The sequence below is a fragment of the Pleurocapsa sp. PCC 7319 genome (assembly GCF_000332195.1).
GTDB lineage: Bacteria > Cyanobacteriota > Cyanobacteriia > Cyanobacteriales > Xenococcaceae > Waterburya.
The window spans coordinates 1,960,878-1,986,276 of sequence record NZ_KB235922.1 but is presented as its reverse complement, the minus strand read 5'-3'; the positions used below and the strand labels follow the sequence as shown (position 1 = coordinate 1,986,276).

The window sequence follows — 25,399 nt, the reverse complement described above, 5'->3', positions numbered from 1 at the left end:
AAACAGAAATATTTACAAATAAACTAAATGTTATTTTAAGTAGGCAATTCTCGTTAAATGATTTTGTATTTATTAGATAAATCAAGCAATAGACTCGTTACTAATTTCAATTAATTCCTTTTTAGCTAGCTGCTCTAAAATTGTTAATAGATCGCGCAAACATACTTCAGGAGTGACCGAGTATTCTTGGATAATAGTGTCACGAATATCTGTGATCGATTGCGGCTCTTGAATCAGCCTCCAGATAAATGTTCCTATTTCGTTCAAACTAAAATATGAACCAGATTGGGTGTGAAAAATAATTGCACCACTGGCAATTTCAGCGGAGATCTGTTCTGGGGCTGCTGATACTTGGGATGATAGAGAGAATATTGGCTCGGCAATTTCATCTCTTTCAGTTTTTACCCATTGCTGCTGACGGTTAAAAATAAAGGCTAGATATACTGGCAGTTGTTTTCTAAACAGATACCAAGGTATGGTGAGCAAGGTTTTAAGTGGTGCATCATTACGAGCAAACTTGATCCAAGCTCCGATAAGAGAAATAAATAAGAGAACTCCTGATATTGTCGATAAAATAGGAATTCTCCATTCTCCCTGCAGGATTCCTATCACTAGTCCTCCAGTCATGGCTATAAGCCAGATCATTACTAGTAAAGATAAAGGTAAGACAAATAAATCTAAAGCGATCGCCAGTAAATCCCAACGTCTTTGAACAACCGACTGTTTAAGCAATCTGGGGCATTGAGAAAAAATAGTTTTTAAATGCCCATGGGTCCATCTTTTTTTCTGACTATGAGCGGATTGCTCTTTTTGAGGCAAAATTCCCCTGACTTGAGCCTGGGGACAAAATCTTGGGGGTTTTCCTGCAAGAGCCAAGTCTATACTCAATTGCATATCTTCGACAAGGTTGCTACTATCTAAAGACACTTGAGAAATTACTGACCAGGGAAAAGCCATGCCTGTACCTGTTAATAAACAGGGCAAGTTAAGCTGGTATAAGCCTTGAGGACGAACTAAATTTTTAATTTTAAATGCCAGTGCAGAGAGCAAATTATGAGGATTTGATGTAGCTGGTTGCTCCATTAAATAAACAGCTTGAACTGGTTGCTTGGTTCTCATTACTTCCAAAGCAATTTGATCGATCGCATCTGGTTGAACAATACAGTCAGCATCAACGATTGCCACTATTTGCGGAGGATTTAACTGAATATAACGAAGACCATAATCCAAGGCATAACCTTTACCAAGATTTAGAGAATCGTTTCTTTCGATTACAGTTACCCCTAACTTTCGAGATAACTCTGCTGTTTTATCATTACAATTATCCGCAATTACTATTAACCGATCTTGATGAGTCAATTGTGGCAGCAATGCTTTCAAAGTTCTGACAATCACTGTTTCTTCATTATGAGCAGGCACCAAGATCGCCATCCTCGGTCTAATTAACTTATTTTGCTCTTTCAACTCATTATTATTAGGTAATAACGCCAAAAAACATTCAGTAAAAAGAATAATAATTTGACTTAGAGTAAAAATTGACATCAAAAAGATAACATCTCTAAAAATTGTTACCAATACATCTATAAACATTTTGGTCCTTGGTTCACTATCTTGCTAATTGAAGAAAACTTAATTTATATCCAATAAGTTATTCTCGTTGAATATAAATCGAATAAGTAATAACAAATAAACATAGTACTTTTGCTTATAATCGTACTCTAAAGCTTAAGTATAACCACGTCAATATCTGATATTTGCCCTTAATAATATCTTTAAATTATTTATTCTTAGATTGATGAAATATTTATATTTACATTCTGGTTGTTGTATTTTTAAGTGTTATAACTAAGTTAGATAATAAATAATATGTCTCTATTTTTTATAAAAAATATTTAATTTGAGACCAAAAAAAGTACTTTTATAAAGTGGTTTGTCTTTTTGTTCTTCTATAGTATTTATTCTCTTTCTTGAAGAATAAAATTTGAAATACAAAGCTTACTTTTATGAAAGATATTTATTTTTTACAATAAAAAAAAGTGTATTTAAATCGATCAAGAACTTTTTTAATTGGCTTGCTTTTGAAATAAGAGTACAGCCTATAATTCACATGATCAATTAATTTTGTAGTGTTTGAAAACCATGCGAACGACACGATGAATTTGAATAATAATCAAGAAAAATATTATGAAAATTGCTTATTTAATTAGTCAATACCCTAAGGTAAGTCATAGTTTTATCAGGCGAGAGATTGCCGCATTAGAAGCAGAAGGAATTCAAGTAGTTCGATATGCAATTCGTTCTTGTGCTGCCGAATTAGTTGATGAAGCGGATAAACGTGAACTGGAGAAAACTAGATTTATTTTAGAAGCTGGTGTAATTAACTTATTAGTTAATTTAATTCTAGTTGCCATTACTAGACCCATACGTTTTCTGGCTACTTTGTGGTTAACGATGAAGATTGGTTGGGGGCAAGATCGAGGTTTATTAATTCACCTGGCTTATCTAGCAGAAGCCTGTGTTTTATTGGGTTGGGTCAAAGCTTCAGCCATATCTCATATTCATGCTCACTTTGCTTTTAATCCCACGACAGTAGCGATGCTATGTCATGAATTAGGGGGTCCTACCTATAGTTTTACCGTTCATGGACCGGAAGAGATTGATCGGGCAATTATTTTATCTCTTGCAGAAAAAATTAAACGGGCAACTTTCGTCGCCGCAATTAGTTCATATTGTAAAAGTCAGCTTTACCGTTGGTGCGATCGCGCCTACTGGTCAAAAATTCATGTGGTTCATTGTGGTTTAGATGAACTGTTTTTAAAACACCAGCTCACTCCCATACCAGATAATTCCCAGTTAGTTTGTGTGGGGAGATTAAATGAGCAGAAAGGTCAGTTGATTTTATTAGAAGCAGCTAGTCAACTAGCTCGGGAAGGACTGGAGTTTAAGCTAACTTTCGTAGGAGATGGAGACTTTCGACCTCAAGTTGAACATGCCATAGCGGAGCTTGAATTAGAAAATCAGGTTGAAATCACTGGCTGGGTTACTAATTCTCAAGTTAGCCAATATATTCTCAATTCACGAGCAATGGTCTTAGCTAGTTTTGCCGAGGGATTACCAGTAGTCATGATGGAAGCCTTGGCTTTAGGTCGTCCAGTTATTGGTACTTATATAGCCGGCATTCCCGAATTAATCGAACACGAAAGTTGTGGATGGTTAGTATCAGCAGGTTCTGTAGAAGATTTAGCCTCGACGATGAGAACTGTTTTACGCCTGCCAGTCAATGAGCTAGAGCATATGAGTCAGCAGGGACGAGAGAAAATTATCCAGCAGCACAATATTTCTGTGGAAGCTAAAAAATTAATTGCTCTGTTTAGAGAATCGAAAAGTAAGACTAGTTCACAAATAGTAAATCTAGACAATAGGTTACTCAAAGAAGTTCACCCCAGCACTATTCAGTAATTTGTAACTGACAGTTAATAATCGCAAACTGAGCAGATCATAAACGGGTGAACGAAAAAAGGTGTGGGAGTTAAATAATAGAGACGCTTTGAGTAACGAGTAAAAAGTAACGAGTAACGACAATTAAAATTTTGGCTACCGTAAATTTCGCTCACCTATCATAAACATTCAATTTTTTTCGACCAAATATTTATGTCATCAGGTACTCTCAAAAAGAAAGCTATTCACGGAACGATTTGGACCATTGTTGGTCATGGAGCAAGTCAAAGTATACGATTGGGCGGTAATCTGATTTTAACTCGTCTGTTAGTACCTGAGCTTTTTGGGCTGATGGCTTTAGTTCATGTATTTATCACTGGCCTAGAATTGTTTTCAGATATCGGCATTGAACCCAGTATTGTTCGCCATCAGCGTGGAGACGATCCTGTTTTTCTGAATACTGCTTGGACAATACAAGTAATACGTGGTTTCGGCATTTGGCTGTGTTGTATTTTAATTGCTTTTCCAGTTGCTCAATTTTATGAAGACCCAAGACTTTTATGGCTGATTCCATTAGTTGGTTTTACTTCTGTTATTTGGGGCTTTACTTCTACCAGTCTGGCTAGCTTTAGCCGCCATATGGAAATTGGCAAGTTAACCCTGTTTGAGATGGGAACGCAGATTATCTCTTTAACAGTTATGCTGGTTTGGGCTTGGCTTAGTCCGACGATCTGGGCTTTAATAGGCGGCACTTTTGTGTCAGCCTTGAGCCAATTATTCTGGAGTCATCGCTTAAATTCAGGAAAACCCAATCGTTTTGCCTGGAATAAAGAGATTATCAGCGAAATAGCTACCTTTGGTAGATGGATATTTTTGTCCACTGCCATGACATTTTTAGCTTCACAAGCAGATCGACTGATTTTAGGGAAGCTTTTCTCCTTTAGTATGCTGGGGGTTTATTCCGTAGCGTTTACCTTTGCCAGTTTACCAGAGCAAGTGATTCAAAATGTTAGTAATAATGTCATCTTTCCAGTCATTGCTCAATACGCAGATTTACCACGTAAAAGTCTGAGAGCCAAAATTATCAAAAAACGAAAGTTTATTCTCATTGGGCAAGCCCTCTTCTTGACTCTCTTAGTTACCTTTGGAGATTTGCTAATTATTCAACTCTACGATGAGCGGTTTATTCAAGCTGCTTGGATGTTACCCATATTGGCGTTAGGACTTTGGCCTGTAATGTTATCCGTAACCATTGATCGAGCATTACTAGTGATTGGCAATCCCAGTTATTTGGCTTTTGGACATATTGTTAAATTCACATATATGTTAATCGGATTACCTTTAGCTTTCTCTCAAATTGGGGTTTTGGGAACGTTGATTGTCATCGCTTTAAACGATCTTCCTTTTTATGCAGTGGTTTCTTATGGTCTTTGGCGAGAAAAGCTGACAGTAATTTTACAGGATCTTCAGGCAACCCTATTACTGATTGGGTTACTAACTTTATTTTTAACAGGACGTTATTGGTTGGGCTTTGGATTACCGATTGACGGAATTTTATAACAACTTTAATCAACGCTAAAAACTAGCAACATTCATCAGAAAACCTCACCAATTTGATCTCTAGCTATGACACCTCAAGCACAACTTGTTACGATCGCCTGGACACCATTTGTAATCTATCTATTTCATCGTTTTTCCTCACAAAAAGCGGTGGTTATCAGCTTTATTGGGGGAGCGCTATTTTTGCCACAGTTGGTAGAATTTCCTCTACCCTTAATTCCCGACTATACGACTTTATCTGCTGCTTGCTACAGTGTTTTGTTAGCTACTTGCCTATGCGATCGACAACGCCTTCGACTGTATAAATTTGGCTGGTTAGATCTGCCAATGATAGTTTGGTGCCTTTGTCCTTTTGCTTCATCAATTACTAATGGTCTAGGTATTTACGACGGTTTATCGGCATCTTTAGGAACTTTAGTTATCTACGGAGTACCTTATTTTCTAGGTCGAATATATCTCAATAACCTTACTGGAATGCGCCAATTAGTAATTGGTATTTTTCTTGGTGGATTAATATATGTTCCTTTGTGTCTGCTCGAAGTTGCCATTAGCCCCCAACTGCACAACATAATTTATGGCTATCACGGTATTGAAGAGTTTACTCAATCAATTCGTTATGGCGGCTTTAGACCCAATGTCTTTATGGAACATGGTTTGAGTGTGGGGATGTGGATGATGGCTGCAACGTTAATTGGTATTTGGTTATGGCAAGCCAATATCATCAAGAAAACTGGCGGCTTCAATTATGTCTTTCATATAGCCTGGTGTGTACTAGTTTTGCTGATTACATTTTTGTTAGTCAAATCCACTGGTGCATATTTATATCTTTTATTGGGAGTAGTTATTTTGTTTGTTGCCAAGTGGTTCCGAACAGCTATACCTCTGTTAGTTTTGATAGTGATGATATCCTCCTATATATTTTTGGGAGCAACTGGGGCTTTAACTGGAGAGCGATCGGATCGAGTTGTCTCTATTGCTGGAAATATAGTGGGACCAAATAGAGCGCAGTCACTAGAGTTTAGATTAGATAATGAAGAGGTATTGGGAGAAAAGGCTCGCCAAAAAATGATATTTGGTTGGGGAGGATGGGATCGTAACCGTGTTTTTGAGTTTAACTACCAAGGAGAATTAAAAGATACTACTATTACAGATAGCTTGTGGATTCTCGCTTTTGGAATCAATGGTAGTGTAGGTCTGATTGCCATATTTAGCTCCTCATTATTACCTGCATTGAGTTTCTTTTGGTTGGGTTATCCAGCCAGTTCTTGGTTTAATCCTAAAGTTGCACCAGCAGCAATGCTAGCAACGATTACAACTTTATATATGCTTGACTGCACATTAAATAATCAGTTTAATCCAGTCTTTACCCTCGCATCTGGAGGAATAGCGGGATTAGTGTTAAGCAGGCAGAACTTTAATAGTTTAAGGGAAGTTGATCGTCTTTCTCCAACTTTGATTAGGGGTTATTCCGATTCAACATAATCATACTGAATTGATGTTTTATTGTTCTTAAAACAGATATACCTCTCCAGTTATCAAGCTTTCCTGAATTCCCGTGAGATGAAGAATTGATGAAACACAAAGATATGTTACTCGTTTTGCCTGTGCCTTTTCGAGTCCAAGGAAATAAACTATTTTTTGAATCCCAAGCTTGTAATGGCTTAGAGCAATGGGCCAATAATTTCGAGTCAGTTATTGTAGCTGCACCAGTCATTCCTGAGTCATTAGCGGCACAAGATGCAACGACGACTTGGCGAAATACATCTTCACTAGCTACTCCTAATCGATTTGAACTGCTTCCATTGCCTTGGGCTTACTCACCATTAAAATTTATTTCCTGCTACATTTCAGTGCGTGCTTCTCTAGCAGAGTTAATTTCTCGTTGTCGCTATCTTCAATTTGCAATTGGGGGCTTGTTTGGTGACTGGGCAGCGGTTGCAGCGCTGGAAGCTCATAAACAGTGCCGAGCCTATGCCATCCATACCGATCGTGTCGAACATGAAGTCATACTGAACCTAACCAGGAGGGCAAAACTACAAACACGAATTAAGACTGGGGTCATGGCGGCTTTAATGGCTAGATACCACAAGTGGATTATTCAAAATTGCTCTCTTGGTCTTTGGCATGGAGATGATTGTTTTTCTGCATATAGTCCTTTTTGCCAAAATAACTATCTAATTCACGACATCCATACCAAGGAATCCGACTGTATAAGCGATATAGAACTTGCTGAAAAAATCCAGTCTGTTACTAGCGGTCAGAAAATCCGCATCTGTTATGTAGGACGGATAGATCCAATGAAAGCTCCTCTGGACTGGGTTAGAGCAATAGGAAAAGCTAGGGATTTAGAAGCAGACTTCCACGCTACTTGGATTGGTTCAGGGATTTTGTTAGCACAAATGAAGGTAATGATTGCCAATTTAAATCTCAATTCTTATATTGAGCTGCTTGGATTTGAACAATACCGGGATAAGTTGCTTAAAAGAATAAAGGAATCTCATCTTATGCTCTTTTCTCACGTCACTCCAGAATCTCCACGCTGTTTAATCGAAGCTCTAGTTTGTGGAACACCTATTATTGGCTACCGAAGTAAATATGCTGAAGAGCTTATTCAAGACTTTGGTGGTGGTATGTTAGTGCCTACTAAAGACTGGAGGCAATTGGGAGAACTTATCGCTAGCTTGTCAAAAGATCGACTACGCTTATCTCAACTAATTAAGGAAGCTAGCAAAAACGGGAACAGATTTAATGATGAAACAGTTTTCCGTCAGCGAAGTAAATTGATTAAAGAACACCTACCTTAATTTTGAATTGTGAAAATTTTAGTCTCTAAAAAATAATTAGGATTCAATAATTTACTTATTTTACATGGTAATACCTTGATGTCTTATACAATGAAGCAGAATGATGCCAACTCTTTAATAATTGTTATTGTTAACTATCGGACACCTGAGCTAACTATCGATTGCTTGCGCTCCCTAGTAGATGAAGTGCGATCGCTAGCAGGTACAAGTGTCGTCGTTACCGACAATGCTTCTGGAGACGTCTCAGTTGCCAGAATTCAAGCTGCGATTGAAACTGAGGGATGGAACAACTGGGCATCAGTAATGCCGCTACAACATAACGGTGGCTTCGCCTTTGGTAATAATGCTGCGATCCGTTCAGTATTAAAGTCAAATAATCCTCCCTCATACTTTTTATTGCTCAATCCAGACACGATCGTTCGCCCTAATGCGATCGATATATTAGTAGACTTTATGAATCGACATCCACAGGTGGGAATTGCTGGCAGTCGTTTAGAAGATCCTGATGGTACGCCCCAGAGGTCAGCTTTTCGTTTTCCTAGCTTGCTAAGTGAGCTGGATTCTGGTTTGCATCTCGGCATAGTTACTAAGTTACTGTCAAAATGGGTAGTTGCACCGCCAGTACCCAAAGATAAATGTCAAACTAATTGGGTTGCGGGAGCTAGCATGATTATCCGTCGTGAAGTGTTTGAGCAGATAGGCTTAATGGATGAAGGTTATTTCATGTACTCTGAAGAAATGGACTTTTGCTTACAAGCAAAGAGAGCTGGCTGGAGCTGTTGGTATGTACCTCAAAGTCGAGTTGTTCATTTGGTTGGACAAAGTTCAGGTCTCAATAATACAAAATGTCCTTCTAAACGTTTGCCACAGTATTTGTTTGATTCAAGGCGGCGATATTTTCTCAAAAACTATGGTTGGCTATATACTGCTCTGGCCGATCACACTTGGGCTTCTAGTTATGTATTGTGGCAGTTACGTCGAGTAATTCAAAGAAAGCCATATGAAGATCCACCGAAGTTATTAATTGACTTTCTTCGCAATAGTTTTTTCATCAGAGGAGGTAAATTTAATCCTCCTAAAACCTCGTAATCTTATTGAGACGTGTGAAAAAGATTCAATGTCATCAAGAAATTGTCAAAAAAACTTGAACCAAGGATAGGGAGTTTTCCCAATTACAATGCTTCTTTACCTGTGTGTTCATCCTTTCCTTTTTAGGACTACCTAGTATTTGAACCTTGTACGGGTCAAGCTAGAGCGATCGCTAACCTGTTTCCTAACATTAGTCACAAGTTAAGGAAATTAGAAAAAAGTCAAGAGCAATTAGAAATTGTGTGAAACTCAAGATTAGCAGTCATTTGAGCGATTCAGTTGTTTAAATTTACCTCTTGAGCGTATTTCTTTAAAAATGACTTAACTTTTATATTCGATCAGATTGATTTTTCGCCCTAGTCTTCTATAGAGATGATACTTAATCTGACCTTGCACTTGAGGAAATTTACTTATTACACAAAAAGTAGCGTATGCAATAGAATCCTTTAGATTATATTTTCGTTGTTTCAGCGAGCAATAAATTTTGTATGTCATTAGTAAATAGCCAAATAGCAGCAAAAAACTCCAACCTTTGCTGGGTAAGATTGTTCCCAAGGTCAATATAGGTAAGATTAACCCCCAAAACCAGATACTTTTGCTTTCTTTAATCCAGTGTCGTTCTGGACTGCTACCATATAACCAAGAACCTTCAGCGTAGGCATAGCCAGCTCTTACAGATCTTTGCCACCATTGTCTAAACTTAGTTATGTTTGCATCATGTAAAGTCATCTCTGCATCTATGCGCAGGATTTTCCATCCTTGTTGACGCAATCGCACACATAATTCTGGTTCTTCTCCAGCTATCAAGGTAGGATTAAAGCCTTGTACTTGTTGAAAAGCTGTTACGCGAATCATGGAATCACCACCACAGGCTTTAACTTCTCCTGTAGGAGTATTCCATTCAATGTCGCATAATAAATTATAAATAGATTTTTCCGGAAACCTCTCCCGACGACGACCACAGACAACAGCAAGGTTTGATTGTGCGGCAAATTTTGCTTGGGCAGTTACTAACCATTTGGCTACTACTTCGCAATCTCCATCTACAAACTGAACTAGTTCGAGCTGTGGCTCTTTTTGCATTAGAGTAGAAAATCCGATATTCCTAGCACGAGCTGCTGTAAAAGGTTGGGACATATCAAGCTCAACTACATCTATTCCTAAAGACTGAGCTGTCTTTACACTGTTGTCTGTCGAACCAGAATCAACATAAACAATATTGGCTACTTTTCCCACAACGGAACGCAGACATTGGCGAAGTAATTCTCCTTCGTTTCGTCCAATGACAACTAATCCCAGCTGTTTAATGATTTTTGGCTCACTTTCCAATTCCAGCTTTGCTTTCATAAAATTGTTGTTCTAGTTAATTACCCTATACAAAATGGAAGATTATAAAAGCTATACATTTATGTTGCCCTGAAATCATATCAAACCAATCATTTACAATCACATTTACAATCAGTAGAGAGCAAAATTATTATCAGCGATCAGCTTCGCTGGTGCGTGGAGCACAATCGCGATCCTGAGGAAAACCAAGTTTTCTTTAATAACAAGTATGATGCAAATATTTTGGGGCTAATTCAGAGATTATTTTCAGGATTTTTACTGCTAATAACTCTAGCAGGTACACCAACTGCCGTTGCTCCTGCTGGCACGTCACATAAAACTACAGCATTAGCACCAACATTAGCACCATTACCAATCGTGACATTGCCAAAAATTTTTGCTCCCGCACCGATATTGATTTTCGTACCCAATTGTGGTGCATCATCTGAACGATCTAGGTGACGATTTCCTAAAGTTACTCCTTGACGGATAATACTATCGTCGCCAATCGAACAGTTACCATGAATAACAATGCCACTCTGATGTTCAAAGATCACACGGCGACCAAGCTTGACTGTATATGGCAATTCAATTCCATAGACATTGCGAACTCTGCGATATAAAGCCCGATAGAGCATACTAAATAGGGCTCGCAGCAGTTTAGGTTTAATCATCATTCTCCATACTCCGAAACGATGAATGGCGACAGCTTGAAAACCTGGCTTAGTCCAATCACGTCCGTGAGCAATCCAGTCTTCTTTGATTTGTTGCCAAAGTCCTAAGCTAACAAGATCTGCTTCATCGTAGCTTGTGGTTATTTCTAGTTTAACGATCATAATAAGCTAATAATATATTTATATTTATTAAAATTGCGATATTTGAGCTGAAGAGGGTAATAATGCACCATCATCCTTCATAGTAGAGAGCAATAAGGGTGAGAATTGAGTAAGATCGACATTGGTAGAAATTAGGGAAACTTGACTATGGTTAGGTCGAATGTTAGTTAGTTTCCAGCGAAAAGTATGAAGTACATCCCATGTAGCTTCTGGCTGCTGTACATCGTAATTTTTGACCCCAACTAAATTGGTAATAAATTCAATCGATTCTCCAGGTTGAAGACGGTAATCTGCTGGAGCATCGACAAAAACTAGCTCAAATTGTCCTAAATTATTAGGGTTTTGAAAATGATGACGTTGCTTGCAGCGATCGCAATCAACCAGATCCCAATAAAAGGGAAGATCATCTGCCGGATCGTAGTGATATCCACCCCTGGGAGGATCGTTGTAAGGTGTAGATAATTGCTGTCCTGCTTGATTAGTAATGCCGTAGGGGTCTTTTTCCACATAGCTCACCCAATTAAAATGATCGTAACCTAAACTAGACGCTAGCTGATTTAAGTCAATATTTTCACCTTGACTATTTTTGGGAGCAAACTGAGTGACTATCCTGGAGCCTAGAACTCGATGAGTGATAGCTTGAGCAAAAGCAAAATTCTGATTAACCTCAGACAATTTAGCCTGATTGATTTTTAGATTATCATTAGTTTCACTCTTTACAAGAGTGGTTTTTGTTGATAAACAGAATAAAACACTAATAACAAAAGTACTGAAAATTCTATTTTTAAAATTCATTTATAATCGATGCCAGAAATATATTACGTACATCCATGTTATTGCGTGATTTTACCTAAGTCATATTGCTGACAGCAAATTAACTAAATCTTGATATAAATAAGATTTGAATAGATATTTCCTTCACAAAAGTGATCAAATAGGTAATACCAACTGCTAAGAGCTTTGATCTGAATTTACGCAGAAAAACTTGAGCTAAATGAAACTGAAATCAATGAATTTACGTAAAATCGGACGATTGCTCCAAGAAACATTTAATGAGTGGCAAAAGGACAAGGCATCTCGTATCGCTGCTGCTTTAGCCTATTACACAGTCTTTTCTATTTCACCTTTACTAGTAATTGCGATCGCGATTGCGGGGAAATTTTTTGGACAAGAAGCGGCTCAAGAAGAAATTACCCAACAGTTAACTGCCTTAGTCGGAGAAGATGGGGTCAAACCAATTCTGCTGGCACTCAACAATATTAGCCAGCCTAAAATCAGAGGAATTGCTTCTTTAATTAGTATTGGAGTGCTGTTTATTGGGGCTTCAGGAATGTTTGCTCAACTGCAAGATGCTTTGAATACTGTCTGGAACGTTAAACCTCATCCAGGACAGGGAATTAAGCCATTTATTCGCAAACGTATATCTTCGTTTTTAATGGTACTGGTGATCGGATTTTTGGTAGTACTATCTTTAATTTTGAGTACAGTTGTCTCTGCTGTGAGTAAATACCAATTAGACTTTTTGCCAGGTTCAACACTTTTGTGGGAAAACTTAGATTTTATTTTGTCTTTGAGTCTGATGACTTTTGTTTTTGGTTTGATGTTTAAATATGTTCCAGATGTCAAAATTGCCTGGAAAGATGTCTTAGTAGGCTCAATAATTACAGCCTTATTATTTCTATTTGGTAAATTCCTATTAGGTCTTTATCTCAGTACAGGAAGTTTGGGTTCAGCTTATGGTGCAGCAGGCTCTTTGATTGTGTTTCTTGCCTGGGTATACTATTCAGCTCAAATTATTTTGTTAGGTGCGGAATTCACCCAAGTCTATACTCGGATGTATGGCTCAAAAATGCGACCAAGTAGACATTCTCGATTCGATTAAGTGTTTTTTGTGCAATTGCTGTTTCAAACTTGCATTGATGCTTGAATAGCGATCTCCCAATCTTCTTGAGTATGAATTACCAATACTTGTACTGAGGAATTTTTAGCCGCAATATTATCATCTACGGAGAAAGTATTATTTTTAGCTAAATCTAATTGCAATCCTAGATAAGTCAAACCAGCACAGGTTTTTTCGCGAACAATACTGGAATTTTCCCCTACTCCAGCCGTAAAAACCAAGACATCTAAACCATTAAGACTCGCAACCATGGCACCAATAGCATTTCTGAGACGATGAAGATAAATATTAAAAGCCAGTTGTGCTTGTTGATTACCACTGGCGATCGCCTTTAAAATGGCTCTGAGATCCGCAGAGATACCAGAAACTCCTTTAAAACCTGATTCTTGATTAAGTATTTGGCTTACTTTCTCTACATCCAAGTCATATTTTTGCATCAGATAAAGAGGAATTTGAGGATCGATTGAGCCGCAGCGAGTTCCCATCATTAAACCTTCTAAGGGTGTAAAACCCATAGTTGTAGCAATACAGATTCCATCTTTAATGGCAGCCAAAGAACAACCATTACCTAAGTGACAAGAAACAATTTTGAGGGATTTTAGGGGTTTTTGTAAAACTTGGGCAGTACGCTTGGCACAATATTGGTGACTAATACCGTGAAACCCATAACGCTGAACCCCTTGTTCATAGTATTCATAGGGTAAAGGATATACTTTTGCCTGTGGGGGAATTGTGGTATGAAAAGCCGTATCAAAAACTGCAACTTGGGGTACTTGGGGTAAGATTTCTTCGATAGTATTTATTCCCGCTAAATGGGCAGGGTTATGGTTAGGAGCGAGGGGAATTAGATCAGCGATCGCTTGCTTGACTTCAGGGGTAATTACAGTAGCTTGATTATATTTTGCTCCACCATGTACTACTCGATGACCAACCACATCGATCTGCTCAAGACTTTCTAATACCTTAGTTTCTTCTGTAATTAAAGTATTCAAGAGAACTTTTAAAGCAGTCTCCCTTTGTTTAACTTCTATTTGCTGTTTAATATCATTGCTTTTTACAGTCAGAATTCCCCCCTCTTGAGTCACTGTCCAATCTAGATGAGCCTCCCATAAAGGTTCTGGGGGAGTATCTGGAATGAAATCGTCTAAAATGTAAAGGCAGCTTTTCTGACTACTAGAACCAGCATTAAGTACTAAGACGATCATGATGATTATTATAGATTAGATAATCTTTACCTCTTAGATTAAACAATCTCGGTAAAGCCTAAGTTAAATATTATTTATTTGGCGATGACCTACTAATTTGCCAATTTTGAAATTATGGATGCTAAAAAGTTCGGAATTCAGAAAAAGACGATAATACTTATTGAAAATAAATTCTTGTCATTTTACATTTATGGCACGCTAAATTGATCTACTACTAGCTGGTAAAGACCATATTTGATTCGCACCATCAGTTACAACATAAGGACCAGAAATCATTGCTGAAGAACATTGAGAAATCTGAACATCAAAAATTTCATCAATGCCTTCTTGAAATTCCAAACAACTAATTATCTGTCGTGTCTGTAAGTCTACGATATAAATTCCACATTTTAATTCTTTAAAGCGATCGCAGATCGGTAAATTGCCAAAAATAGCTGTTTCTCGAATCTTGGATAAACCAACAAAAGCATACTGACCCAACAATGCTAGTCCACGAGTGTAGCCAGGTAAGGAGACAATTTTTTCCTGTTTGCCAGAAGCTAGATTTACTGTTGCAATTTCCCCATATCCCGAATTGAGTACCCACAAAAGATTTTGAAACACTCTAGGAGAATGGGGCATCGATAAACCGTCAGTAATTAGTTTGCTACTAGGAACTTCCAAAATACAACCGCCACTAGCTTTATTGTCTCGCCAACCTCCAGGACTATCAGTTTGACCCAAGACAGTAACGTATTTCGGCATTCCATTAACCATCGCTAAACCGTTAAGATGACAACGATCTTCTGGGGCGATCGCGCTAATAAAAGATGGTCGCCATTGCGGTAAAAAGTTATAGTTATTAGACAAAGTACAAAGACAGGAAAACCGCGTATTAACCATCCATAATTCTTGACTCCCCCAAGCTAAATCGTGAATTGAAATATCTCCCGTATATTGCGCGCCTCTAGTCAAAAAACAAGCATCATAACTACCAGGTGGTTCAATTTGAGGAGCTAAATTCGAGTCATTTTTCAGAAAATAAATCCAGTCTTTGCCCCCCACTGCCATTTGAGTAAGACTGATTGCCATACCCATCGCTCGCTCAAAGTTATGGAAACTAATATTGAGAGAAGTGTTTTTAACCGTTACGACTCCCAGTTTACCTGCTTGATATGTCGAGAAAAACAAGGAAATATTGAGGCGATTGAGAATGTTAACCAAATTATTACTGTACTCATAACGGACTTCCCGTATCCCCTCTTGTTGGGCATTAGTATCAGCTTTAGTTGCAGGTTGAATCATCATTCAAAAATTAAATCTATTGAAAGTTTAAAGACTGAAGTTGATTTAAAGCTACTCAAATTTTTAGAGGCCCAAAAAGTCATGAACCGTGAGGTCTTCAGTATTCAAACCATTCAGAGTTGCTAATAGTTCATCACCTGTTTGAATTGTATTTCCAGAAAAAGTCAGATCGTTAAATTCCAGATCTCCAGCTAAACCAAGGCGATCGCGTCCCAACTCAAAATCAACAATAGTATCTTCTCCATCACCAGGGCTAACAACAAAGATATCTTTTCCAGCCCCGCCAGTTAAAATATCATCGCCAGTACCACCAACTAGCTTATCTTTGCCATTGCCGCCAAGGAGAGTATCATTACCAGCACTACCATCAAGGGTATCTTGACCCTTTAAGCCTTCAATTTCGTCTGCACCATTCGTCCCCACAAGATTATCAGGGCGATTAGTACCACTAATAACAGTAGGTGAATCATCAACGGTTAACTTAAACAGCTCATCACCATTTTCACCATCATTCGCACTAAAAAATAATTCATCATCAGTAATGGTTAAATTGCTGGGATAAGAACTATAAGCATAACTGTTATCACTACTACCAGGGCGGATATCAGCAACTAATTGAGTCCCTTCGGTGGTGCCATCGCTGACCCAGAGTTCGTTACCATTTTCACCATCATTGGCCGTGAAATATAGCTTACCGTTGAACTCGGCAAAGCTACTAGCATAGGAGCCATAAGCATTGCCGTAACTACTACTACCTGGACGAATGTCGACCAGCAGTTGAGTGCCCTCGGTGGTGCCATCGCTGACCCAGAGTTCGTTACCATTTTCACCATCATCAGCTGTGAAATATAGCTGGCCGTTGAACTCTGTCAAATTATCAGGAGAAGAACTATAGTTATAACCGTAATCATTACTACCAGGGCGAATGTCGACCAGCAGTTGGGTCCCCTCGGTAGTGCCATCGCTGACCCAGAGTTCATTACCATGTTCACCATCATGGGCCGTGAAATATAGCTGGCCGTTGAACTCTGTCAAATTATCAGGAGAAGAACTATAGTTATAACCGTAATCACTACTACCTGGACGAATGTCGACCAGCAGTTGAGTGCCCTCGGTAGTGCCATCGCTGACCCAGAGTTCGTTACCATGTTCACCATCATCAGCTGTGAAATATAACTGCTCGTTGAACTCTGTCAAGTTACGGGCATAGGAACCATAATTATAACCGTAATCACTACTACCAGGATTAATATCGACCAGCAGTTGAGTGCCCTCAGAGGTGCCATCGCTAACCCAAAGTTCATTGCCATTGTCACCATCATTGGCCGTAAAATACAGCTGCTCGTTAAACTCTGTTAAGTTACGGGCATAGGAACCATAATTATAACCGTAATCACTACTACCAGGATTAATGTCGACCAGCAATTGAGTGCCCTCAGAGGTGCCATCGCTGACCCAGAGTTCTCTACCGTTTTCGCCATCATTAGCCGTGAAATATAGCTGATCGTTGAACTCCGTCAAATCATCGGGGACAGAACCATAATTATAACCGTAATCACTACTACCTGGACGAATGTCGACCAGCAATTGAGTGCCCTCAGAGGTGCCATCACTGACCCAGAGTTCTCTACCATTTTCACCATCATCAGCCGTGAAATATAACTGCTCGTTGAACTCAATAAAATCACTGGCATAGGAACCGTAGATATAACCATAATCACTACTACCTGGACGAATGTCGACCAGTAATTGAGTGCCCTCAGAGGTGCCATCACTGACCCAGAGCTCGTTGCCATTGTCACCATCATTGGCGGTGAAATATAGCTGGCCGTTGAACTCCGTCAAATTATTAGGAGAAGAACTATAAATATAGCTGTTATTACTGCTACCAGGGCGGATATCAGTAACTAATTGAGTGCCCTCGGTGGTGCCATCGCTGACCCAGAGTTCGTTGCCATTGTCACCATCATTAGCCGTGAAATATAATTTATCGTTGAACTCAATAAAATTACTGGCATAGGAACTATAAGCATAGCCGTAATTACTAGTTCCAGGATTAATGTCGACCAGCAATTGAGTGCCCTCGGTGGAGCCATCGGTTACCCAGAGTTCATTGCCATTGTCACCATCATTAGCCGTGAAATATAATTTATCGTTGAACTCAATAAAATTACTGGCATAGGAACTACTGCTACCAGGGCGGATATCAGTAACTAATTGAGTTTCTTCGGTGGAGCCATCGGTTACCCAGAGTTCATTGCCATTGTCACCATCATTAGCCGTGAAATATAGCTGATCGTTGAACTCGATAAAGTTACTGGCATAGGAACTATAAGCGTCACCGTAATCACTACTACCAGGATTGATATCAACCAGCAATTGAGTTCCTTCGGTGGAGCCATCGGTTACCCAGAGTTCATTACCATTTTCGCCATTATTGGCCGTGAAATATAATTTATCGTTGAACTCGGCAAAATTACTGGCATAGGAACCATAAGCATAATCATAATTACTACTACCAGGGTGAATATCGGCAACCAATTGAGTTCCCTCGGTGGTACCATCGCTGACCCAAAGTTCATCACCATTGTCACCATCATTGGCGGTAAAATATAGCTTGTCATTGAACTCGGTCAAGTAACTGATAAAGGAACTATAAGCATCACCGTAATCACTAGTTCCAGGGCGAATATCGGCAACTAATTGGGTACCACTAGTTGTACCGTCGGTTACCCAGAGTTCATTGCCATTTTCGCCGTCATTGGCAGTAAAATATAGCTTGTCATTGAACTCAGTGAAGCTACTCGGAAAAGAACCATAATAACCGTAGTTGCTAGTCCCAGTACGAATATCGACTAATAATTGAGTTCCCTCGGTGGTACCATCACTGACCCATAACTCAAAACCATTTTCGCCATCATTGGCGGTGAAATATAATTTATCGCTGAACTCAGTAAAATTACTGATATAAGAGCCATAAGCATTGCCGTAATCACTACTACCAGGGTGAATATCGGCAACCAATTGAGTTCCCTCGGTGGTACCATCGCTGACCCAAAGTTCATCACCATTGTCACCATCATTGGCGGTGAAATATAGCTGATCGTTGAACTCAGTTAGATTAGAGGGAGAAGAACTATAGACATAACCGTAATTATTAGCACCAGGACGAATATCTTTAACTAATACAACTTGACTTAAATTGTTTTCCATCAGCTTTAATTTGATTGCTAGCAATCAATTAATAAATTGTTGTTAATCTAATAATTCACACCAAATAAGGTCGTTTGTATTGTTTGTTTGAAAAACAACAACCTACACTCATTTAAACCGCTCAAAATCACTCTAATAAAATTTTACTATGCTACGGTATGTTCAATAGCAGAAATTAATGCTCTAACCAAGACAGGTAGAGTTTGTCTGATGCCTAGCTAAGTTAAGCATTATTTATTTTGCGATGACCTACTAGAAGAAGTTGTAATCGATGGAAAAGTAAATCCCATCTTCTTGAAGAGAATCACCCTCATTGTCGATATTTACTATAGGAATCCCCCAATCTAAACGAGCATTAAAATTAGTTCCCGTAGCGAAATTCAAGCCTACTCCTAAGGAAGGAAGAGTCGTATTGGCAATCTCAACCTCATCATTGTTCCAGACTGTGCCAATATCAATGAAAGGGGCAATTTGGACTAAGCCATCAATTTTTCTCAATCTGAGAATCGGGATTCGTAACTCTGCCGAGGCAAATAGTCCATTATCTCCCAAACTCAAATCCTGACGATAACCTCTAGCACTACTAACTCCGCCAATCCGGAACTGTTCTAAAGAGACTAAACTTCCACCTGATAATTGAGCATCTCCCCGTAAAAGCAATAAAAGATCTTCATCTAGCTCTCTTACCCATTGGCTTTGTCCTCGCCAAGCAAAAAAAGTACTGTCAGGCTGATCATCATTGATGGTTGCATTGAGAGCATCCACCCCAATACTGAATTGAGAACGAAATGCTAATACCTGTTTATCATTTCGATTAACAAATTCTTGAAATAACCTGATGGCACTAATTCTAGTTTCTCCATTTTCATCGGCACCACGAGATAAAGGAAATGTGTCATCAAGAAGAAAAGATTCGCTATCAGTATGGGAGAGACTCAAGCCGATAGAAAATTCTTGATTTGGTTTGAGTATTAGAGGCTGACGAAAACTTAACTCATAATAGCGTGATTTAGATTCAATATCGAGAGGGGTAAAGGGTTCTTCGATCACATCATTATCATTACTACTGTAAGCTGCTTTAATCGTGCCATTTTTGGTGTTTACAGGCAGAGCATAGGCAAAATCAAAACTATTGCTGCCTTCGGTATTGGTATAGTTAAAGCTAAATTGATCTCCAAACCCGAATAAATTACCGTGATTTAAACCGACAGAACGCTGATTACTGCCGACGCTAGGCGATCTATTGTTATTAAGACTAGTGGAAATATTAAAAACATCTGCCTCTTTAATTTCAATATCGAGTAAGCTTGTTCCAGGACGAATACCTGCCGATAATTCTGCCGAAATATTATCAATTAGAGGATTAAGCCGTAATAACTGTAGAGCAGACAATAAAGAGTCAACATTCAAGGGCTTTCCCGCAGCAGCCTCAAGACGAGAGGAGATATATTTTGGGGAGAGATGTTTGGTTCCTGAGACGTTAATTTCTTCTAATTGACCTTCCAAAACGGCGATCTTGACTGTACCATCATCAAGTTCCTGGGGAGGTATATATGCACCAGAATTGACATATCCTCGATCGGTGTAAAGTTTAGTGATCACACTTTTAACTTGAAATAGCTCTGGTAAAGTTAGAGGACGATTACGATAAGGTTTAATTTTTGCAACTAGCTCTTCTCTACTAAAAACACTACTGCCAACCACCTCAAAATTTTTAACCACAATTTCTTCAGGAATATCATCAGAGTTTTGAGCAATAATTGAGTCCTGATGAGCCGGAGTACTCAAAGATTTTTGCTGGTTATTGCCTCGTTCTTGAGTTTTTGTTTTAGGTATGGGTAGAGATTTAGTTAACAGCTCTGAGTAATGATGGGAACTATCTTTATGTTCAGCTGTTTTGATTAAACCTACTTCCTCAGCATTTAACGGCTGTACCCCTGTGAATACTAATGCTAAAGCTAGCCAAGAAATTGAGGGGGAAGATAGATATCTATGTATATCAACCTTTAAATCAACTTTGCTGAGTTGATTTAATTCTAACTGTTGCCAAAAAATATTTGGAGTCAACATACTCTATAACTATGCTTAGTGAGAGGCACACTTATAGAAAGCCCAAAAATGTTAAATGAATAACATTACTAGCAATAGTATTAATTATACTAAATATAATAATGTTTTTAATAATTTATTATTATCTTTCTACATCTGTAGGTGATTTAGAGCTACTAAACCCACCTCAAATTTTTAGAGGATTAAAAAGTCAGATCGTCAAATTCCAGATCTCCCGCTAAACCAAGGCGATCGCGTCCCAAATCAAAATCAACAATAGTATCTTCTCCGTCACCAGGGCTAACAATGAGGAGTATTAGTGGTCTGTCAACTTTTAGTTGATGGGTTGAAGTTGACACTGAGATGGGGAGACACGGAGAAATAATTTACCTATCATTAATCGATTATGAACCAATCTGTAGAGAGCGATCGCCAATGCTGAAGATTACTTACTCTGGAGCGTGTAAAAATAACTGATTGTCAAAATTATCTTTGATTTAATGAATATAGTTGGGTTTAACTGAGCTATTGGCAGTAAGAATGAGCTTGTAAAGAAAAAAAGCAAAAAAAAGACTTGACTTTTCTACTGAGAAAAATCGAGCCGTCAATAAATCTAAACTTAAATCAATTTGTTTAGTTTGTTTTAGAGCTAGTTGTTTACACGACCTAGCCACCACCGGAACGTCTTCCACCACCAGAAAGCTGCTGCTGCTCTTTTGCAGTTAAAGGAACAAAAAGAGGGTTGTTTTGGGTTTGTTTTTTGTCTTTTTTATTCATAATACTTACTTCCTCTAATATCTTAATTAAGCTTGACTATACGTAAGTATATACAAAGATTAGAGATTGCACCTACGTATTTTTGCTGAATTTACAAAATCTACATATTTTTTCGGCTCTTATTACTTAGGAGATAGCGAAAACTACGTAGAAGGCTGCATCATACTTGTATATTGCAAGTTTCTTATTAGTTTGGGGAACAATAGGCTTAATCCAGTTTTTAGAGACAATTTCACCAAAATGAATTCCTCACTAGCTAGCAATAATAAGTATTTCTTTTGCTTTACTTCCATCTTCTTCATAGCTTCATATTTGTTGTATGGTGAAGCTTTAGGGCAAATAGTTCCCGACAATACTTTGCCCCAAAACTCGATAGTTACAACTAATGAAGGCATTATGGAGATTACGGGGGGAACTAGCGTTGGCAGCAATTTATTTCATAGCTTTAGTGAATTCTCTTTAACTACTGGAAATACAGCGTTTTTTGATAATGCCATCAATATACAAAATATTCTCAGTAGAATTACGGGAGGGGGCATTTCTAATATTGATGGCTTAATTAAAGCTAATGGGACAGCAAATTTATTTTTGATTAATCCCAGTGGGATTGTTTTTGGGGAAAATGCGACCTTAGATCTAGGTGGATCTTTTATTGCTGGTACGGCAAATAGTATTAAGTTCACTGATGGAAGTGAGTTTAGTGCGATCAATCCTCAAGCTCCTCCTCTACTAACAGTTAATATCCCTATAGGTTTGCAATATGGTACTAATAGTGGCGATGTTACTGTCAAAGGCTCTGGTCACAACGCTTTTTTTGACTTTGATACTTTTACAGTAGATCGATTTGAACGCAACTCTGGGTTAGAGGTCGCACCAAATCAAACTCTGGGTTTAGCTGGCAAAAATATTTTGCTAGAAGGGGGGAATTTAACAGCACCAGAGGGCAATCTTGAATTAATTAGTATAGGTGAGGCAGGAACAGTTGAGCTTATTCCTGGCGACCTAGGATGGAATTTTGCCTATAGTGAATTAGGTGGCAACATTGATTTAACTAATTCCGCTTCTATTAATGTTAGTGGAAAAGGTAGTGGCAATATTCAAATTCAAGCTAGTGTGGTAAACCTAACTGATGGCTCAGCAATTTTCGCCGAAACTGAGGGCAATACCCCAGGTAGTTTAACTCATATTACTGCCAATGACGTCAATATAATTGGTACAGACCCGGACATCAATCTTCCAAGTTCAATATGGAGTAATGTCCTTTTCGATGCTACAGAGGATGGGGGCGATGTTCTAATTGAAGCTGGTAGTTTGTTACTGAAAGGCGGAGGACAAGTTAATGTCAATACTTTTGGACTGGGAAATGCTGGTCAGATGAACATTCGTGCTCAGGATATCAAGGTAATAGGTGAATCCGAATACGGCGACTTTTTTAGTGGTTTATTCGCTCAACCAGATATCTTTCTTACTGGCAAAGGAGGAAATATATTAATTGAAGCAGATAGCTTGCTAATTGCTGATGGAGCACAAGTTAACGCTACTACCTTTGGCGAGGGAAATGCAGGAAGTGTAATCATTAAGGCGAAAGAAATTGAATTAACTGGTACTTCAGAATTAGGTATCAGTGGATTGTTCACTTCTTCTGAGGCCGAAGGGAAAGGGGGAGATTTAACTATCGAGACCAATTCCTTAAAAATTCTTGATGGCGCACAAATATTTGTCGGTACTCGTGGTTCTGGTAATGCAGGTAACTTAAGAATTACAGCAGATCAGATTGAACTGTCTGGTGGAGATGAATTAGGGGCAAGCGGTATTTATGGCAGTGCCCTTCTCGGTACAGGAGCAGGGGGCAACCTTAACCTAGATATTAATAAGTTATCCATTCAAGATGGTGCAACCATTAGCGTTAGTAACTTTTTTAGTCGGGGAGATGGCGAACCAGGGCAGGGATCAGCGGGGAGTATCAATATCAAGGCAAATTCTCTTGAAATGAGCAGTACAAACTCTGAATTTCCTAGCAGTATTACTGCTTCCACTAACGATGGTGGTGGTGGCAACATTAATTTAAACATCGCCGGAGACATTGCTTTAAATAATAATAGCGAGATTATTGCCGATACCAGAGGTAATGCTGATGGGGGCAATATCAATATCACAGGCGATCAATTCAACCTCAATAATCAGAGTCAAGTTTCTGTTGATAGCGATGGCGCAGGGCAAGCGGGAAATATTGAGATTAGGGTCGATAGCCTTAATGCCAATCAAGGAAAAATCTCTGCTAATTCAACTCAAACAGGTGGAGGCGATATTACTTTGATTGCTAATTCTACTCTTCTGGACAACGATAGCGAACTCAGTACCAGCGTCTTTAATGGTAATGGCGGGGGTGGCGATGTGACAATTGATAGCAAATTTATTATCGTCAGAGATGACAGTGCAATTCGAGCTAACGCTATTCAAGGAGATGGCGGAAACATTAACATCGATACTGAGGTAATCTTGCAGTCTTTGGATAGTGAAATTACTGCTAGTTCGGAATTTGGCTTGGATGGTGTAGTGGAAATAAATAGCCCCGATACCGATAATCAAATTGGCTTGCTGGAATTACCTGAAAAGATTGTCGATCCTACTTCCCTCATTGCAGGACAGTGTTTAGGAAAGAGTAATGATACTTTTGCTGCAACAGGTAAGGGAGGATTAGCCGATAACCCCAGTCAAAGCCTGCGGGGAGAGTCGGTATGGGAAGATTTACGTAATTTTGCTAATGCCCCATCCCTAGCTAGAGAATCGGATGTTACGGCAAATGATAAGATTATTGAAGCTAAAGCCTGGAATATTAATAATAAAGGCAATGTAGAATTATTGAGCTATATCCCTCAATCCAATAATCGAGATTACGGGGAATTATTTAATCAGTGTCGAAGTTAGCTGACAATTCCGAAGGAAATATTAAATATCATCTTCATCCAGAGTATTTGCCTTCTTCTTTACCTAGCGATTTCCTCCCACCTATCAGTAGATGGCTAATTTTAGGTGGTTTATTTCTTGCTACCACTGTTGGCATAGTAATAGGTCTTGCTGCTACAACACCTTACCGAGCAATGGTCAAAGCTCCCAGTAGAATACGTCCTGTGGGAGAAATACGCATCGCTCAGTCAGCAATATCAGGCAAAGTTAAAAACATCCAAGTCACCAGCAATCAGATAGTAAAACAAGGAGAGATCATTGCTTCTCTGGACAATTCGGAGCTATTGATTCAAATAAAGCAGTTAAAAGGCAGTATTGATCGAGAAACTACCCAATTAGCCAGAATTAATGAGCAGATTAAGTCAGTAGAGCAAAAAGTTATTGCTGAAAAAGAGCAACTAAATCACCAAAAAGCAGAAATTACGAATAATCTCCACCACAACCGACAAGAATTAGAACAAATAGAAACTAAACTAAAAGATACTATTATTCGCAGTCCCATAGCAGGAACCATTCAAGAACTCCATCTTCGTAACGATAATCAAGTGGTGCAGGCAGGAGACATACTTGCTCACATAGCTCCGAGTAATACGTCCCTAAAAATAAAAGCTTGGGTTGCTCCTGAGGATATTAGCAAGCTAAAAGTGGGACAACAAGCTTTGACGAAAGTTTCTGCTTGTCCCCATCCCGATTATGGTGTTTTATCTGGAACTGTCAGTAGCGTTTCTCCAGATTCCATGAAGACTAAAGATGGAGTCAATAATAGCCATAATTTCAGTTATGAAGTGACCATCAAACCCAGTAATTTAGTTCTGAATTCGGCAACCAAGCAGTGTCAGATTCAGACAGGTATGGAAGGTAGAACAGAAATTATTACTCATGAAGAAACTGTCCTCACTTTTATGCTTCGCAAAGCCAGGATACTTACCGACTTATAATTCCGATAAGGCG

General features: G+C 38.7%; 17 protein-coding genes. 8 read left to right on the top strand and 9 right to left on the bottom strand.

Going from position 1 to position 25,399, the window contains the following annotated elements:
• Positions 1-81 precede the first annotated feature (81 nt).
• Positions 82-1,590, bottom strand: coding sequence for a PqqD family peptide modification chaperone (locus tag PLEUR7319_RS35190; RefSeq protein WP_019505648.1), 1,509 nt, complete (start codon positions 1,588-1,590; stop codon positions 82-84).
• Positions 1,591-2,184: 594 nt separating this feature from the next.
• On the opposite strand from PLEUR7319_RS35190, the gene PLEUR7319_RS0112905 reads away from it, so the two are divergent.
• From PLEUR7319_RS0112905 to PLEUR7319_RS0112885, 5 genes are all read left to right on the top strand, one after another.
• Positions 2,185-3,459: a glycosyltransferase gene (locus PLEUR7319_RS0112905; RefSeq protein WP_019505647.1), complete on the top strand. Its 1,275-nt coding sequence runs from the start codon at positions 2,185-2,187 to the stop codon at positions 3,457-3,459.
• Between the two features lie 192 nt (positions 3,460-3,651).
• Positions 3,652-4,998 (top strand): oligosaccharide flippase family protein, encoded by a 1,347-nt coding sequence (locus PLEUR7319_RS0112900; protein WP_019505646.1) that lies wholly within the window; start codon positions 3,652-3,654, stop codon positions 4,996-4,998.
• 66 nt (positions 4,999-5,064) lie between these two features.
• Complete coding sequence (locus PLEUR7319_RS0112895) at positions 5,065-6,480, top strand: hypothetical protein (protein ID WP_019505645.1); 1,416 nt, start codon at positions 5,065-5,067, stop codon at positions 6,478-6,480.
• Between the two features lie 89 nt (positions 6,481-6,569).
• A complete protein-coding gene (locus tag PLEUR7319_RS0112890; RefSeq protein WP_019505644.1) occupies positions 6,570-7,802 on the top strand; it encodes a glycosyltransferase in 1,233 nt (410 codons plus the stop codon).
• A gap of 78 nt (positions 7,803-7,880) precedes the next feature.
• On the top strand, positions 7,881-8,891 hold the full coding sequence (locus tag PLEUR7319_RS0112885; protein WP_036798896.1) for a glycosyltransferase family 2 protein: 1,011 nt from the start codon (positions 7,881-7,883) through the stop codon (positions 8,889-8,891).
• A gap of 321 nt (positions 8,892-9,212) precedes the next feature.
• On the opposite strand, the gene PLEUR7319_RS0112880 is transcribed toward PLEUR7319_RS0112885, so the two are convergent.
• From PLEUR7319_RS0112880 to PLEUR7319_RS0112870, 3 genes are all read right to left on the bottom strand, one after another.
• Positions 9,213-10,238, bottom strand: a complete 1,026-nt coding sequence (locus PLEUR7319_RS0112880) for a glycosyltransferase family 2 protein (RefSeq protein ID WP_019505642.1) — start codon at positions 10,236-10,238, stop codon at positions 9,213-9,215.
• A gap of 233 nt (positions 10,239-10,471) precedes the next feature.
• Positions 10,472-11,053, bottom strand: a complete 582-nt coding sequence (locus tag PLEUR7319_RS43115; protein WP_019505641.1) for a serine O-acetyltransferase — start codon at positions 11,051-11,053, stop codon at positions 10,472-10,474.
• A 27-nt stretch (positions 11,054-11,080) separates the two neighbouring features.
• A complete protein-coding gene (locus PLEUR7319_RS0112870; protein WP_019505640.1) occupies positions 11,081-11,848 on the bottom strand; it encodes a hypothetical protein in 768 nt (255 codons plus the stop codon).
• Between the two features lie 214 nt (positions 11,849-12,062).
• Between PLEUR7319_RS0112870 and PLEUR7319_RS0112865 the strand changes: the two genes are divergently transcribed.
• A complete protein-coding gene (locus PLEUR7319_RS0112865) occupies positions 12,063-12,935 on the top strand; it encodes a YihY/virulence factor BrkB family protein (RefSeq protein ID WP_019505639.1) in 873 nt (290 codons plus the stop codon).
• 23 nt (positions 12,936-12,958) lie between these two features.
• On the opposite strand, the gene PLEUR7319_RS0112860 is transcribed toward PLEUR7319_RS0112865, so the two are convergent.
• The 5 genes from PLEUR7319_RS0112860 to PLEUR7319_RS41280 form a co-directional block, all read right to left on the bottom strand.
• Positions 12,959-14,158 carry an acetate/propionate family kinase gene (locus PLEUR7319_RS0112860; RefSeq protein WP_019505638.1) on the bottom strand — a complete coding sequence of 400 codons (1,200 nt, stop codon included), beginning with the start codon at positions 14,156-14,158 and terminating at the stop codon, positions 12,959-12,961.
• A gap of 198 nt (positions 14,159-14,356) precedes the next feature.
• The gene (locus PLEUR7319_RS0112855; protein WP_019505637.1) at positions 14,357-15,445 is read right to left on the bottom strand and encodes a TIGR03032 family protein; all 1,089 of its coding nucleotides are present in this window, start codon (positions 15,443-15,445) and stop codon (positions 14,357-14,359) included.
• Between the two features lie 60 nt (positions 15,446-15,505).
• Positions 15,506-18,655 (bottom strand): ELWxxDGT repeat protein, encoded by a 3,150-nt coding sequence (locus tag PLEUR7319_RS35185; protein WP_019505636.1) that lies wholly within the window; start codon positions 18,653-18,655, stop codon positions 15,506-15,508.
• Positions 18,656-18,907: 252 nt separating this feature from the next.
• The gene (locus PLEUR7319_RS0112845) at positions 18,908-20,725 is read right to left on the bottom strand and encodes a ShlB/FhaC/HecB family hemolysin secretion/activation protein (protein ID WP_019505635.1); all 1,818 of its coding nucleotides are present in this window, start codon (positions 20,723-20,725) and stop codon (positions 18,908-18,910) included.
• Positions 20,726-20,907: 182 nt separating this feature from the next.
• Positions 20,908-21,063, bottom strand: a complete 156-nt coding sequence (locus PLEUR7319_RS41280) for a hypothetical protein (RefSeq protein WP_019505634.1) — start codon at positions 21,061-21,063, stop codon at positions 20,908-20,910.
• Between the two features lie 658 nt (positions 21,064-21,721).
• Here PLEUR7319_RS41280 and PLEUR7319_RS35180 point away from each other — a divergent pair.
• Both PLEUR7319_RS35180 and PLEUR7319_RS0112815 read left to right on the top strand, forming a co-directional pair.
• Positions 21,722-24,409 (top strand): filamentous hemagglutinin N-terminal domain-containing protein, encoded by a 2,688-nt coding sequence (locus PLEUR7319_RS35180; protein ID WP_071592920.1) that lies wholly within the window; start codon positions 21,722-21,724, stop codon positions 24,407-24,409.
• Positions 24,397-25,386 (top strand): HlyD family secretion protein, encoded by a 990-nt coding sequence (locus tag PLEUR7319_RS0112815; RefSeq protein WP_019505629.1) that lies wholly within the window; start codon positions 24,397-24,399, stop codon positions 25,384-25,386. Before PLEUR7319_RS35180 ends, PLEUR7319_RS0112815 begins: the two co-directional genes overlap by 13 nt.
• Positions 25,387-25,399: the final 13 nt, after the last annotated feature.

Coding starts and splice junctions, on each gene's coding strand:
- PLEUR7319_RS35190 (WP_019505648.1), bottom strand. CDS start 1,590: ATGTTTATAGATGTATTGGTAACAATTTTTAGAGATGTTATCTTTTTG.
- PLEUR7319_RS0112905 (WP_019505647.1), top strand. CDS start 2,185: ATGAAAATTGCTTATTTAATTAGTCAATACCCTAAGGTAAGTCATAGT.
- PLEUR7319_RS0112900 (WP_019505646.1), top strand. CDS start 3,652: ATGTCATCAGGTACTCTCAAAAAGAAAGCTATTCACGGAACGATTTGG.
- PLEUR7319_RS0112895 (WP_019505645.1), top strand. CDS start 5,065: ATGACACCTCAAGCACAACTTGTTACGATCGCCTGGACACCATTTGTA.
- PLEUR7319_RS0112890 (WP_019505644.1), top strand. CDS start 6,570: ATGAAACACAAAGATATGTTACTCGTTTTGCCTGTGCCTTTTCGAGTC.
- PLEUR7319_RS0112885 (WP_036798896.1), top strand. CDS start 7,881: ATGTCTTATACAATGAAGCAGAATGATGCCAACTCTTTAATAATTGTT.
- PLEUR7319_RS0112880 (WP_019505642.1), bottom strand. CDS start 10,238: ATGAAAGCAAAGCTGGAATTGGAAAGTGAGCCAAAAATCATTAAACAG.
- PLEUR7319_RS43115 (WP_019505641.1), bottom strand. CDS start 11,053: ATGATCGTTAAACTAGAAATAACCACAAGCTACGATGAAGCAGATCTT.
- PLEUR7319_RS0112870 (WP_019505640.1), bottom strand. CDS start 11,848: ATGAATTTTAAAAATAGAATTTTCAGTACTTTTGTTATTAGTGTTTTA.
- PLEUR7319_RS0112865 (WP_019505639.1), top strand. CDS start 12,063: ATGAATTTACGTAAAATCGGACGATTGCTCCAAGAAACATTTAATGAG.
- PLEUR7319_RS0112860 (WP_019505638.1), bottom strand. CDS start 14,158: ATGATCGTCTTAGTACTTAATGCTGGTTCTAGTAGTCAGAAAAGCTGC.
- PLEUR7319_RS0112855 (WP_019505637.1), bottom strand. CDS start 15,445: ATGATGATTCAACCTGCAACTAAAGCTGATACTAATGCCCAACAAGAG.
- PLEUR7319_RS35185 (WP_019505636.1), bottom strand. CDS start 18,655: ATGGAAAACAATTTAAGTCAAGTTGTATTAGTTAAAGATATTCGTCCT.
- PLEUR7319_RS0112845 (WP_019505635.1), bottom strand. CDS start 20,725: ATGTTGACTCCAAATATTTTTTGGCAACAGTTAGAATTAAATCAACTC.
- PLEUR7319_RS35180 (WP_071592920.1), top strand. CDS start 21,722: ATGAATTCCTCACTAGCTAGCAATAATAAGTATTTCTTTTGCTTTACT.